This window comes from Shinella sp. GW821-FHT11G07 (assembly GCF_058808115.1).
In genome coordinates, this window is sequence record NZ_JBXARJ010000010.1 from 190361 (window position 1) to 203049 (window position 12689).

General features: G+C 62.1%; 13 protein-coding genes and 2 tRNA genes. 6 read left to right on the plus strand and 9 right to left on the minus strand.

The window, feature by feature from the left end; genetic code table 11:
• Window positions 1-202: 202 nt before the first annotated feature.
• The gene (locus tag AC1RT2_RS20515; protein WP_493104860.1) at window positions 203-1522 is read right to left on the minus strand and encodes a YcbK family protein; all 1320 of its coding nucleotides are present in this window, start codon (window positions 1520-1522) and stop codon (window positions 203-205) included.
• Between the two features lie 329 nt (window positions 1523-1851).
• Window positions 1852-2292, minus strand: coding sequence for a VOC family protein (locus AC1RT2_RS20520; protein ID WP_493104862.1), 441 nt, complete (start codon window positions 2290-2292; stop codon window positions 1852-1854).
• A gap of 196 nt (window positions 2293-2488) precedes the next feature.
• On the opposite strand from AC1RT2_RS20520, the gene AC1RT2_RS20525 reads away from it, so the two are divergent.
• From AC1RT2_RS20525 to AC1RT2_RS20550, 6 genes are all read left to right on the plus strand, one after another.
• Window positions 2489-3067, plus strand: a complete 579-nt coding sequence (locus AC1RT2_RS20525) for a cold-shock protein (protein ID WP_069058867.1) — start codon at window positions 2489-2491, stop codon at window positions 3065-3067.
• Window positions 3067-3564: a DUF192 domain-containing protein gene (locus tag AC1RT2_RS20530; RefSeq protein WP_493104865.1), complete on the plus strand. Its 498-nt coding sequence runs from the start codon at window positions 3067-3069 to the stop codon at window positions 3562-3564. Before AC1RT2_RS20525 ends, AC1RT2_RS20530 begins: the two co-directional genes overlap by 1 nt.
• A gap of 116 nt (window positions 3565-3680) precedes the next feature.
• Window positions 3681-3757: transfer RNA gene (locus AC1RT2_RS20535), tRNA-Pro, on the plus strand.
• 126 nt (window positions 3758-3883) lie between these two features.
• The gene (locus tag AC1RT2_RS20540) at window positions 3884-4189 is read left to right on the plus strand and encodes an ETC complex I subunit (protein WP_069058865.1); all 306 of its coding nucleotides are present in this window, start codon (window positions 3884-3886) and stop codon (window positions 4187-4189) included.
• A 24-nt stretch (window positions 4190-4213) separates the two neighbouring features.
• Window positions 4214-4290: transfer RNA gene (locus AC1RT2_RS20545), tRNA-Arg, on the plus strand.
• Between the two features lie 613 nt (window positions 4291-4903).
• Window positions 4904-5848 carry a phosphoribosylaminoimidazolesuccinocarboxamide synthase gene (locus AC1RT2_RS20550; protein WP_493104970.1) on the plus strand — a complete coding sequence of 315 codons (945 nt, stop codon included), beginning with the start codon at window positions 4904-4906 and terminating at the stop codon, window positions 5846-5848.
• Between the two features lie 5 nt (window positions 5849-5853).
• Here the strand turns inward: AC1RT2_RS20550 and AC1RT2_RS20555 are convergent, their stop codons facing one another.
• The 7 genes from AC1RT2_RS20555 to AC1RT2_RS20585 all read right to left on the minus strand — a co-directional run bounded on the left by AC1RT2_RS20555 (window position 5854) and on the right by AC1RT2_RS20585 (window position 12658).
• Complete coding sequence (locus AC1RT2_RS20555; RefSeq protein ID WP_493104868.1) at window positions 5854-6663, minus strand: MBL fold metallo-hydrolase; 810 nt, start codon at window positions 6661-6663, stop codon at window positions 5854-5856.
• 2 nt (window positions 6664-6665) lie between these two features.
• Window positions 6666-7445: a TatD family hydrolase gene (locus AC1RT2_RS20560; RefSeq protein ID WP_069058862.1), complete on the minus strand. Its 780-nt coding sequence runs from the start codon at window positions 7443-7445 to the stop codon at window positions 6666-6668.
• Between the two features lie 7 nt (window positions 7446-7452).
• Window positions 7453-9003: a methionine--tRNA ligase gene (gene metG / locus AC1RT2_RS20565; RefSeq protein WP_069058861.1), complete on the minus strand. Its 1551-nt coding sequence runs from the start codon at window positions 9001-9003 to the stop codon at window positions 7453-7455.
• Between the two features lie 130 nt (window positions 9004-9133).
• Entirely contained in the window at window positions 9134-9586 is a 453-nt protein-coding gene (locus AC1RT2_RS20570; protein ID WP_493104871.1) for a hypothetical protein, read from the minus strand.
• Between the two features lie 76 nt (window positions 9587-9662).
• The gene (locus tag AC1RT2_RS20575) at window positions 9663-10694 is read right to left on the minus strand and encodes a DNA polymerase III subunit delta' (protein ID WP_493104873.1); all 1032 of its coding nucleotides are present in this window, start codon (window positions 10692-10694) and stop codon (window positions 9663-9665) included.
• Window positions 10691-11374 carry a dTMP kinase gene (gene tmk, locus AC1RT2_RS20580; RefSeq protein ID WP_493104875.1) on the minus strand — a complete coding sequence of 228 codons (684 nt, stop codon included), beginning with the start codon at window positions 11372-11374 and terminating at the stop codon, window positions 10691-10693. Before tmk ends, AC1RT2_RS20575 begins: the two co-directional genes overlap by 4 nt.
• 120 nt (window positions 11375-11494) lie before the next feature.
• Complete coding sequence (locus AC1RT2_RS20585; RefSeq protein WP_493104877.1) at window positions 11495-12658, minus strand: D-alanyl-D-alanine carboxypeptidase family protein; 1164 nt, start codon at window positions 12656-12658, stop codon at window positions 11495-11497.
• Window positions 12659-12689: the final 31 nt, after the last annotated feature.

Genomic DNA, 12689 nt, shown 5'->3' on the forward strand with positions numbered 1-12689 from the left:
GGAGTCGAACCCCTCTTTTCAGAATGAAAATCTGACGTCCTAACCGATAGACGAAGGGCGCGTGCGGTGGGCGTCTTATAGAAGGAGGTTTTGCCTTCCGCAAGCGGGAAAAAGCCGTTGTGACAAAAAAATGAAAAGCCGCCCGGAGGGCGGCCTTGAATGGGTGTAAACGCAGATATTGCAGGCGCTTAGGCCGCAAAATCTATTTGCGCCGGCGGCAGCGCCAATTCCAGTCGCGTTCCGTGCCGATGTCGATATGCACGGATTCGGTATGGCAATAAGTGCCGACGCCGCCACGTCCGGGCATGGTGCGCAGATATTCCGCGAGCTCCCACTTGCTGACGCCGGCGATCTGGATATCCGCCGCCTCGCACCGGGTGTGCAGCGACTGCTTGGCCCGGTTGCGCTTCAGGTCGCGCAGGCCGGAGGTGACGATGATCGGCTTGTCGTAATGCTTTTCGATCGTCTTCAGCACCTGCAGCAGTTCCGGCTTGAAACAGCCGGTCTGTACCTTTTCGGTCTGCAGCCACAGGCCATTCGGCGCGAGGCGCGCAAGGCCGGCAAGCGAGGCCACTTCCTTGAACTGCGGTGCGTCATCCTCGACCTCTTCGGATTCCGAGTGATCCGTCGAGAATAAGGCATGGGCGGTGGTAACGCCCGGAAGCGTGCCGAGCGAGGCCTTCTGCGTGGCGTTCGCGCTGTCGCGGCTGATCACGCGGCGCGGCTGCACGGCGAAACGTTCGCCGTCGAACTGCTCCTTGGCTTCACGCTTGTTGGCAAACAGGGAGGCGAGCGTCACGGTCTTGCGCGGCTGGTCCTTGGTCTGCGTCTCCGCTTCCGGCAGGGCGGCGACAGCGCCATCGTCCGCCGGGGCTGCAAGCGCGAGGTCTGCCGCATTGCCGCTCGCAGCTTCAGCGACGAGCGCCGTACGCGCCGTCTTCGGGATCGGCACGGTTTCCGGCAGCACGACTTCGGCCTTTTCATCACCGAGGGTGGCGACCGGCTGCTGTGTCGTCGAATCGACCGTCGGCATGTCTTCTACCGGCAATCGCCCGGATTGATCGGTAGTCTGCGCCGCACCCGAATTGGCATAGAGGCTGTTGACGGCGCCACTCGTGCCGGACGTTTGCGTCGCATAGGCGTTGCTTGTAGGCGTCGCCTGGTTGCCATTGGAATAGATGCTGACCTTGCCGGCATTGAGCGACGTCGGCTGCATGACGAGGCCTGCCATGTCGCTGCCGGCTTCGCCCGTTGTCTGCTGCCCTGTCGTTCCGGCATCGGCCGTGACGGATGCATCCTGCGCCGTCCCGCCAGCCGCACCAGCGGTAACGACCGGCGTGGTGGTCTCTTCCGTGCTGCCTTCGGCGACGGAATCTTCGCTTTCCTGCGCGGCCTTGTTATCGGCGCGCATATCCGTGGAAGCCGCGGAAACGCAGCCCGAAAGCGTGGCAACCGAAACGGCCAGCAGCAATCCATACCGCAGCGCCTTCAGGCCTGACCACTTTCCCTGCAAATCGTGCAAAGGCTTTCCCCCGCATTCGACGTTCGTGCCCTCGGTCTTGCCGCCGATCGGGCCATGTCTTCAAACAGTCGCAACCGCAATCGAGAAAAGCCGGGTGGGCCAGGCTGCGGTTGCCGCGATGTTAGCGTTTCGGCCGGGTGTGTAAAGGCCGAACGTGTGAAGCCGTAAAAACGCAGAACAGAAGGTATCCGGCTCGCAATCGGCCAAAGCACCCCTCTCACTGGCGATCGACCGGAACGGCAAGAAAGTCCCGGTCAAATACGGCGAAACAATGGTCTCGTCATACAATAGGACGCAAGCTTTGCCCGGAGCTTGCGTCCCGTTCGGGCTTACCAGGCGCCGGTATTGCCCATCGAGGCCCAGGGCTCGGCGGGGGCCAGATTGTCGCCCTTCTGCAGGATTTCGATGGAAATGCCGTCCGGCGAGCGCACGAAGGCCATGTGGCCGTCGCGGGGCGGGCGGTTGATCGTGATGCCGTTGTCCATCAGCTTCTGGCAGATCGCATAGATATCGTCGACCTCGTAGGCGAGGTGGCCGAAATTGCGTCCGCCTGCATAGTCCTCGGTGTCCCAGTTGTAGGTGAGTTCGAGGCAGGGGGCGGCGTTTGCCCGCGCCGCATCGGCATCCTCGGGCGCGGCCAGGAAGATCAGGGTGAACCGGCCCTTTTCATTCTCATAGCGGCGCACTTCCACGAGGCCGAACAGGGTGCAGTAGAAATGCAGGGACTGATCGACGTCTTTTACGCGGACCATCGTATGGAGATAACGCATTGGAATATCCTTAGAATGTGGAATCGCCCGGAAGATTAGGGTTTTGTCAGCCTGAGGCAAGCCTCGTGGCCTACCAATGCGACCGGCAAAACTTTCAAAGGGGCTTGCGCATTCGCATCGGGACAATGTTATTCTGGTTATCAAGAATCAGTTAACCGTAAACTCATGTGACGCGTAAACGAGAGGCTGGCAGGTCATGGTGGACAGAGTGTCGTCAAAGGAAATCACGGGCCGTGATGACCAGAGCAATGACGCTGTCGATCTGATCGAGATCACCGGCGTCATCAAGTGGTTCGACGTCGCCAAGGGGTTTGGCTTCATCGTGCCGGACAACGGCATGCAGGACGTGCTGGTGCATGTCACTTGCCTGCGGCGCGATGGCTACCAGACGGTTCTGGAAGGCACGCGCGTCGTGGCGCTGATCCAGAAGCGCGACCGCGGCTACCAGGCCTTCCGCATTCTTTCCATGGACCAGTCGACGGCCGTGCATCCCTCGCAGATGCCGCCGGTCAAGACGCATGTGCAGGTCACGCCGTCGAGCGGGCTGGAGCGCGTGCTGGTGAAATGGTTCAACCGCACCAAGGGATTCGGCTTCCTGACCCGGGGCGAGGGCACCGAGGACATCTTCATCCATATGGAGACGCTGCGCCGATTCGGTCTGACCGAGCTGCGGCCGGGGCAGGTGGTTCTGGTGCGCTTCGGTGACGGTGACAAGGGCCTGATGGCTGCCGAAATTCACCCCGACAATCCGGCTCCCGGCAACATGGCACACTGATGGCAGGTTCTGTGCGCGCTTTTGGTTTGGCGCGCCTGACGGGCGCTCTGCTGGCACTGTTTTTGTGCCTGCTCCCCGCGGCGTTCGCGGCCGAGACCTTCGACAAGCAGCCACTGGCGATCATAACCAAGGATGGCAAGAGCCACGCCTTTACGGTGGAACTCGCCGTGACGCCGCGCCAGCGGGAGCAGGGGCTGATGAACCGCCGCGACATGGCCGCGGACCACGGCATGCTCTTCGCCTTCGGCGAGACGCGCCAGGTCTTCATGTGGATGAAGAACACCTATCTGCCGCTCGACATGCTGTTCATCGCCAAGGACGGCAAGGTGCGCGCCATCAAGGAAAATGCCGAGCCGCTCTCCGAATCGATCATAGATTCGCAGGGGCCGATCGATTACGTGCTGGAACTCAACGGCGGCATCGTGAAGCGTCTCGGAATCCGCGCCGGCAACCGCGTGCAGAGCGAACTCATCGAATCCCAGCGCAAGGCGAAGTAGGGCATTCGCGACGCCTTTCCGCTTGGAAGCAGTTTCTCTCTAACAACCGTCAGAAAGCTGCCTTTTGCTGTTGCGGCTCAGGGCAGATGCGTGTATCTCCCCATCGCCGGGACGGACGGAGTGTAGCGCAGTCTGGTAGCGCATCTGGTTTGGGACCAGAGGGTCGGGAGTTCGAATCTCTCCACTCCGACCATCGGCGGGCGTTTCGATGCCAAATGCTCTTCCGGTCATTCCCCCTTTACGGAATCTGGGTTATGCATTCTCGGACGCGCGCCGGCACAACGGTGCGCCTTTATGCGAGAATTCTGGAGCCGCTTCGATGACCGCGAAGATCTATCGTCCCGCCAAGACCGCCATGCAGTCCGGCAAGGCCAAGACCAACCTCTGGGTTCTGGAGTTCGATGCCGAAAAGCCGCGGACGATCGACCCGATCATGGGCTATACCAGCTCCGGCGACATGTACCAGCAGGTCAAGCTGACCTTCGAAACCAGCGAAGAGGCGGTCGCCTACGCCACGCGCAACGGCATCGAATACCGCGTGATCGAGCCCAAGGAAGCGACCCGCAAGCGCGTTGCCTATCCGGACAACTTCCGCTTCAGCCGCACGCAACCCTGGACCCACTGAGGTTTTTCTGGCCTTGCCAGTTCCGGCCCCTTAGCTCAGCTGGATAGAGCATCTGCCTTCTAAGCAGAATGTCGCAGGTTCGAGCCCTGCAGGGGTCGCCAATCTTTTCAAATGCTTAGGGTGTGTTTTCGCCGGGAAGACAGGGTGGGCGGTGTTCAACCTGCAAAATCACCGCATCAGCCGCCCCTTAACGTTGTGCTTGAACCTGCGACATTCTGCTTAGAAGGTAGATATTCTTCGTCGGTGATGAATCTCTCGCGCAGGATCTGGCATCACTGAATGATGCATGTCCCGGGCCAATCGCGGCAGGAGCGGCCGGCGCAGCCCGAGAGAGTCAGTCCCACGATGGCGAGACAGATGACAGCAACAATCGCTTGAATCCTCAACGCGTCGTCTCCCTACGTCCGATCATCCGTTCCTTGATCAACTGATCCTGTGGCGTTCGGTTCATGGGTTCAACGTGTCGCTGGAGCTTGCCCACAGACTTTCGATCTTTGTCGGGGGAATCAACGTCACCAAAGCCCGGGGAGAGTGACATTCCAGCTTTCTTACGGCCGCAACGACGATCACATAAGATAGATTATGGAACTAAATGATCTGCCGGCAACGCTGAAAGTGCTGGAAATCGGGTTTCTTCCTTGACCCTGCACCACTCGCGGCCTTAAGCGAAACGGCAGACGGAACCAACAGCGAAAGCCTGCACCGATGAGCGAGTTGCGCATTCTCTCCGACGCCCATATCCCGGAACTGCCGAACCGCTACAACGGCAAGGTCCGTGAGAATTACGACCTACCGGATGGCAGCCGTATCATCATCGCGACGGATCGGCTGAGTGCTTTCGATGTCATCCTGACCGCGATTCCCTTCAAGGGTCAGGTGCTGACGCAGACGGCGCGCTACTGGTTCGAGGAAACCGCCGATATCTGCCCGAACCATGTTCTGTCCTATCCGGACCCGAACGTCGTCATCGGCACGCGGCTCGATATCCTGCCGGTCGAGATCGTCGTGCGAGGCTATCTTGCCGGCACGACCAGCACGTCGATCCTGACGAAGTACCGCAAGGGTGAGCGCCAGATGTACGGCATCACGCTGCCGGATGGCCTCAAGGACAACGAAAAACTACCCGAGCCGATCATCACGCCCACCAGCAAGGCGTTCGACGGCGGTCATGACGAGCCGCTCTCCGGCGAGGAAATCCTTGCCCAGGGCCTGCTGACGGCCGAGCAATGGGAAACCGTATCGCGTTATGCACTGTCGCTTTTTGCGCGCGGACAGGCCCGGGCGGCCGAACGCGGGCTGATTCTCGTTGACACCAAATACGAATTCGGCACGGACAAGGACGGCCGCATCGTGCTCGCCGACGAGATCCACACGCCGGATTCCAGCCGCTACTGGATCGCCGACAGCTATGAGGACAGCTTTGCCAAGGGCGGCCGCCCGGCGAGCTTTGACAAGGATTTCGTGCGCGCCTGGGTTACCGAGCGCTGCGACCCCTACAAGGACCCGATCCCGGAAATCCCGCGCGATCTCGTCGAGCAGACGTCGAAGGTCTACATCCAGGCCTTTGAACAGATTACCGGAAAGACGTTTGTGCCGGACCTTTCCGGCGATACGGTCCTGGACCGCATCCGCAAGAACCTGGCGCCTTACTTCGCCTGATCGCCTTACAGCGTCATCTCGAAGCTCAGACCATCATACGCCGGCTCCACATGGGCCGGCGTTTCCTTTTGCACGGTGTCGTAGTCGAGCGGTACGTGCATATGCGTCAGGATCGCGCGCGCCGGCTTCAACCGGTCGATCCATTCCAGTGCCTGGCTGAGCGACAGATGGCTCGAATGGTAACGGTATTGCAGCGCGTCGATGATCAGCATGTCGAGGCCGGCAAGACGCGGAACCGTCTCGTCGGGGAAGTCACTGATATCGCTGCAATAGGCCACGTCGCCGATGCGGAAGCCCAGCGAATGGATCGAGCCGTGCACCTGGAGGAGGGGTTGGAAGGTAATGGATCCCCCTGCCCCTTTGATCGTCACCGGCGCGTCCATCGGCTCGATCAGGTTCTCCGTCACGATCGGCGGATACATGCTGCCGGGCGGCGTCTTCAGGCAGTAGCCGAACCCTTCGCGGATACGCTCCATGGTCGCCACATCGGCCCAGATCGGGATCTGCTTGTGATTGTGCAGCACGAAACCGCGGATATCGTCGATACCGTGAATATGGTCGGCGTGAGGATGGGAAAACAGTACCGCGTCGATGTTCTGGACGCCCGCGGCGATCATCTGAACGCGGAAATCCGGGCCGGTATCGATGACGACCGTCGTCGTGCCGTCCGGTCCGAACTGCTCGATGAGAAAGGCGGCGCGGGTGCGGCGGTTCTTCGGATTGGCCGGGTCGCAGGCACCCCAGTCGCCGGTAATGCGCGGCACGCCGGGTGATGAGCCGCAGCCGAGAATGGTGAAGCGCCGGACGGTGGCCACGCCTACACCCGCGGCATCTTCGAGAAGATGCGGAAGGCGTTTTCCGTGGTGATGCGGGCGATCTCCTCGACGCTGACGCCGACCGTCTCGGCAAGCACCGCAGCCGTGTGCGCCACATAGGCCGGCTCGTTGCGCTTGCCGCGGAACGGTTTTGGCGCAAGGTAGGGCGCGTCGGTCTCGACCAGCATGCGCTCCAGCGGCACGGTTTTCGCAATCTCGCGCAGCTCTTCCGACTTCGGGAAGGTCAGGATGCCGGAGAAGGAGACATAGCCGCCGAGTTCGACGCCGATACACGCAAGCTCCGGACCGGAGGAGAAGCAATGCAGCAGGAAGGGGAAGGCTCCCTTCCCCGTTTCCTCGGTCAGGATCGCCGCCATGTCCTCATCCGCCGAGCGGCTGTGAATGACCAGCGGCAGGCCGGTTTCGCGCGCGGCCGCGATGTGGTTGGTGAGGCCGATCCGCTGGGCGTCGCGCGGCGCATTGTCGTAAAAATAGTCGAGGCCCGCCTCGCCGATCGCCACGACGCGCGGATGGTTCGATAGCGCGACCAGTTCCGAGACCGTAACATCCAGCTCCTCATCCGCATTGTGCGGATGCGTGCCGACCGAACAGAAGACCGACGGGTATTTTTCGGCAATCGCCAGGATCGTCGGAAACTTCTTCACCCGCGTCGAAATGGTGATCATCTGCTTCACCCCGGCCGCGTGCGCCCGCGCGACGATATCGTCGCGCTCCGCTTCGAAGTCGGGAAAATCCAGATGGCAGTGGGTGTCGATCAGCATTGCCGCGTCACGCCTCGGGTGCGACGTAGCGCGGGAAGACCGGCGTCGGCGCTTCCAGCGGCGTGCCGCTGACGAGACGACCAGCCTCGCCAAGTGCTGCAAAATCACGCTTGTCGACGGGCGACGCGACGAGGTCGAGCAGCTTGCGGCCGGATTTCGGCATGAAGGGCTGAAGCAGGATCGCGATCTGGCGCACGACTTCCGCCGTCACGTAGAGCACGGTGCCCATGCGGACCGGATCGGTCTTCTTCAGCGCCCAGGGCGCCTCGCCGGCGAAGTAGCGGTCGGCCTCCGACACGACGGCGATGATCGCCGCCAGCGCCTTGTGGATCTGCTGCTTGCCCATCTCCTCGCGCGTCAGCGCATGCAGCGCATCGACGGATTCGAGCATCGCGCTGTCGGCATCGGAAAGCGCGCCGCACTCCGGCACCTTGCCGTCGCAATTCTTGACGATCATCGACAGCGAGCGGCTGGCGAGGTTGCCGATGCCGTTGGCGAGGTCGGAGTTGATGCGGGTCGCGATCCCCTCCTCGCTGTAGCTGCCGTCCTGGCCGAAGGAGACTTCGCGCAGGAAGAAGTAGCGGATCGGGTCGAGGCCGAAATGATTCACCAGGTTGACCGGATCGACGACGTTGCCGAGCGATTTCGACATCTTCTCGCCCTTGTTGAGCAGGAAGCCATGGGCGAAGACGCGCTCCGGCAGCGGCACGCCGGCCGACATCAGGAAGGCCGGCCAGTAGACGGCGTGGAAGCGGATGATGTCCTTGCCGATGATGTGGATGTTTGCTGGCCAGTACTTTGCCCGCGGGCCTTCCGGATCGGTGAGGTAACCGGTCGCGGTGACGTAGTTGGTGAGCGCATCGACCCAGACATACATGACATGTGCAGGATCGTCCGGGACAGGAATGCCCCAGTCGAAGGTGGTGCGCGAGACCGACAGGTCCTTGAGACCGGACTTGACGAAGGAGATCACCTCGTTGCGGCGCTCGGCCGGGCCGATGAAGTCCGGATTGTCCTCGTAGTGCTTCAGCAGCTTGTCCTGATAGTCGGACAGGCGGAAGAAATAGCTCTCCTCTTCCACCCATTCGACGGGCGTGCCCTGCGGTCCGTAGCGCACGCCGTCGTCGCGCTTCTCGGTCTCGTTTTCCTGGTAGTAGGCCTCGTCGCGCACGGAGTACCAGCCGGCATAGCCACCCTTGTAGATGTCGCCATTGGCGACCATGCGGCGCCAGATTTCGGCGCAGGCCTCGTAGTGCCGATCCTCGGTCGTGCGGATGAAATCATCGTTCGACGCATTAAGAAGAACGGCCATATCCTTGAATTCTTTCGAATTTCGATCAGCCAGTTCGCGCGGAGAAATGCCTTCCTTGCGCGCCGTCTGCTGCATCTTCTGGCCGTGTTCGTCCGTGCCCGTCAAGAAGAAGACGTCGCGCCCGTCGAGCCGCTGGTAGCGCGCCATGGCATCCGTCGCGATCAGCTCGTAGGCATGGCCGATATGCGGCTTGCCGTTCGGGTAGGAAATGGCGGTCGTGATGTAGAAGCGGGATGTGTCGGTCATGGGGCGTATCTGTCTTCGGTTGTGCAATGCCGCAAGGTATTAGACCATGCGGGCGTGGAGGGAAACAGCAAGTTTCCGTCTCTTCCTGTTCGCGCCCTATCTCTGCACCCGGAACACGATCGGTCTACCCCTAGATGGCGTTTTTTGACGGCGTGCACGGTGGGTCGAAGTCAGGAATGCTCAGGAGGACACTGCCGATCTTTGATCTTCTTCTGAGGACGAGCTCATAGCCATCGCTACCCTCGTAGACGTCAAACCTTCGCTCGCCACCAAACATCACGCCGGAGCGGCCGTTGCTAAAAGAACACTCTCCCGACGCGCAGCGCAGGGACAACTCGCTCGATAGGCATCGGGAACTACCTACGTGCACCTTAAGCGAGAGGCCAAACGTATGCTGCTCCCGCGTGAAAATCTGGCATTCCTCACCGATGGTGCACATGGCGGCGCCGGCAATCGGCTCACCGTTTTCCAGCACGATGGCGGCCTCGACGGAAAACGAAGCGCCGCTTCTGCTGTCGGCGGCAGCTGCCGTGACAGAAAGCGCCAATGCAAATACGGCGCAGCGGAACCACGTTGCTGGCATCAACATCCCCCGGAATCATCGGAAAGGGTCGCAGCCGACTGAGCCGGAACTGTGGCGTGGGTGGGATTGCTCGCTACTACAGCGAAGCCCGGATATCGTCGAGCACGCTGATGATCGTCTGCTTGCGGTCGAGATTGTAGGCTTGTGCGACGGTGATGCGTTCGCCAAGCTGCGAGGAAAGGTGGGCGAGACGATCGGCGCGGGCGATGTCGCCGGAAAGCGCGGCGGTGCGGGCGCTGTCGGTCACGAAATCCGTGACGTGCTGGCAGAAGAACGAAAAGACCGTGTCGCTGTCCTTGGCCGAAAGCACGTCGGCGAGCTTGTGCACGTCGCGGCGTGGTGGCTCCGCCGTGGCTTCGACGATGGTGCGGAAGGCTTCGACAATATCGAAGCCGCCGTAGTTCACCAGCTTCAGCGCTTCCGAGACGCTGCCATGGGCTGCCGAGAGAACGTCTGCCGCACGCGGGCCGGACGGTGCTGCGCCGAGGCTGTCGAGGGCGGCGGCAAGATCGGCTTCCGACAGCGGCGACAGTGCTAGCGGCAGGCAGCGCGAGCGAATGGTCGGCAGCAGTTTTCCCGGAGCATGGGTCAGGACGAGGAAGAGCGAGCGCTTCGGCGGCTCTTCGAGGATTTTCAGGATGGCGTTGGCGGCATTGCGGTTGAGATCGTCGGCGGGATCGATGATGACGATGCGCCAATTGCCCGTGCCAGAGGTCTGCGCCAGGAATTTTCCGGCTTTGCGCACCTCGTCGACGGTGATCGCCGATTTCACCTTGCCGGTCTTCTCGTCGACCGGCCGGGTGAGGTGCAGCAGATTGTGCGAGGCGCCGGCCACGAGCTGGCGGGTAATCGGTGAACCGGGAGACGGGTCGGCCATCGTTTCCGGCGCGTCGGCTGGTTCCGGATGGTGCAGCACGTGGTTGGCGAAGCGGAAGGCGAGCGTCGCCTTGCCGATGCCTTCCGGCCCTTCGATCAGGATGGCGTGGTGGCCCTTGCCGGACCTGTAGGAGCGCGCCAGGAAATGTTCCGCTGCGGCATGGCCGAAAAGCCTTGTCTGCTCGGCAGGATGCACCGCACCGTCGAGGATGCCGGGACGATCGTCGCTCACGAGATAGGCTCCGGATCGTGCCGGTCATGCGCGTTGATCGGCAGCAGCGGCTCGGCGATGGCGAGCACCTGGATAGCGATCACCTCCTGCGTCTGTGTCGCGTCGACCACGCGGCAGCGCAGCGGTTCGCGTTCGGCAATATCGAGAAAGGCCTCGCGACGCTTCTCGTGCGTTTCCAGCTCTTCTTTCTCGAAGCGGTCCGGTTGTTCGTCCGGCCCGGCGCTGCGCTTGCGGGCGCGCTCCAGGCCGATGGCGGCCGGCAGGTCGAAGATGACGGTACAGTCCGGCACGACGCCGTTGACGGCGACGCGCTCCAGCGCTGCGATGAACGTCTGTTCCAGGTTGCCGGTAATGCCCTGGTAGACGCGCGACGAATCCATGAAGCGATCGCACAGCACGACGGTGCCCGCCGAGAGCGCCGGACGGATGACCTGCTCGACATGATCGTTGCGCGCGGCGGCAAACAGGATGGCTTCCATGCGAATACCGTAGGGCTCGGCGGCGCCGGACAGGAGAACGTGTCGCACGGCTTCCGCGCCCTTCGAGCCGCCGGGCTCGCGCGTCATCAGCACGGTCAGGCCGCGCGCGCGCAATGCCTCTGCCAGAAGCCGGATCTGCGTCGACTTTCCGGCGCCCTCGCCGCCTTCGAACGTGACAAACAAACCGGGTGCGGCCGACAAATCCTGTTTCCGTTACCAATGGCCGCGAGCGCGGCGTTACCCGGCGGGGCCGGGACGAGTCGGACCACTACTAACCGATGTTTCCGGCCGGCGAAACGCTTTTCGCCCTCGCCCGCCCCGTCAAATCCAGAAGAAGAACAACTCGATCAGCGCATCCAGCGCCCGGGAGCGCAGAGCGCCGACGCCGACCGAGCCCGCCGTTTCCACCGGTACTTCGCGCAACAATTGTTTGTCGTTCCAGATCTTCAGGGTGCCGATCGCCTGGCCGGGCTCGACCGGTGCCCGCACCGGCCACGTATAGACCACGCGTGCGACGAGCTTTTGCGAATTGTCCTTCGGCAGAAAGACATCCACCTGCTCGCCGGCCACCAGCGGCACGCTGGATGCATCGCCGCCATAGACGCTGGCATCGGCGATCGCCTCACCCTCCTTGAAGAGCGTGCGGCGCTCGAAGGAGGAGAGCGCCCATTCGATGATGCGGCGGGTTTCCTCGATGCGGACCTTGTCGTTTTCCATGCCGCCCATGGCGAGCACCAGGTGCTTGCCGTCGCGGTTGACCGCCGCGACGATGGAATAGCCGCCCTCCTCCGAAAAGCCGGTCACGAAACCCGTCACGCCGATATTGAGCGTCAGAAGCGGATTGCGGTTGCGCTGCTTGATCTTGTTCCACTCGAATTCCGGCTCGAGATAGTAGCGCATGTAGTCCGGATAGGTCGTCTGCAGGTGCCGGGCGAGCTGCACCATTTCGCGCATCGTCACCTTGTTTGCCGGGTCGGGCAGGCCGGTGGCATTGGCGAAGCCGGATTTCTGCAGCCCCAGCGCCCTCGCCCCCTGCGTCATCCTTTCGGCGAAGGCAGTCTCCGAACCGGCGATGCCCTCGCCGAGAATGATGCAGGCGTCATTGGCAAACTGAATGATGACGCCGCGGACCAGGTCCTCGACGCGCACGTTCGATTTCAGGGCGGCAAACATGGTGGAAGTGCGCGATGGCGCGCCGCCCGTGCGCCAGGCATGTTCGGTGACGGGAAATTGCGTGTCGAGCGTGATTTCGCCGCCGGCCAGCGTCTTGAAGACCGTTGCCATGGTCATCAGCTTGGCAAGCGAGGCGGCGGGAACGGTCTCGTCCTCGGCGCGGGCAAACAGCACCGTGCCGGTCTCCGCCTCGATGAGGTAGACCTGCTTCGCCTTGACGTCGAAGCCCGCCTGCGGCGCGGCAGACTGCGCGTGCGCAATGCTGGAAAAGGACAGAAGGACAATGAGGACGACGAAAAGACGGCGATGCATGGCGACTCCGGATGTCGTCACACTCCCACAG

Bases quoted from the DNA above. Each gene is read 5' to 3' on its own strand.
- AC1RT2_RS20530 (WP_493104865.1), top strand. From the start codon at position 3,067: ATGGCAGGTTCTGTGCGCGCTTTTGGTTTGGCGCGCCTGACGGGCGCT.
- AC1RT2_RS20525 (WP_069058867.1), top strand. From the start codon at position 2,489: ATGGTGGACAGAGTGTCGTCAAAGGAAATCACGGGCCGTGATGACCAG.
- AC1RT2_RS20520 (WP_493104862.1), bottom strand. From the start codon at position 2,292: ATGCGTTATCTCCATACGATGGTCCGCGTAAAAGACGTCGATCAGTCC.
- AC1RT2_RS20585 (WP_493104877.1), bottom strand. From the start codon at position 12,658: ATGCATCGCCGTCTTTTCGTCGTCCTCATTGTCCTTCTGTCCTTTTCC.
- AC1RT2_RS20540 (WP_069058865.1), top strand. From the start codon at position 3,884: ATGACCGCGAAGATCTATCGTCCCGCCAAGACCGCCATGCAGTCCGGC.
- metG (WP_069058861.1), bottom strand. From the start codon at position 9,003: ATGACCGACACATCCCGCTTCTACATCACGACCGCCATTTCCTACCCG.
- AC1RT2_RS20570 (WP_493104871.1), bottom strand. From the start codon at position 9,586: ATGCCAGCAACGTGGTTCCGCTGCGCCGTATTTGCATTGGCGCTTTCT.
- AC1RT2_RS20560 (WP_069058862.1), bottom strand. From the start codon at position 7,445: ATGCTGATCGACACCCACTGCCATCTGGATTTTCCCGACTTCGAAGCG.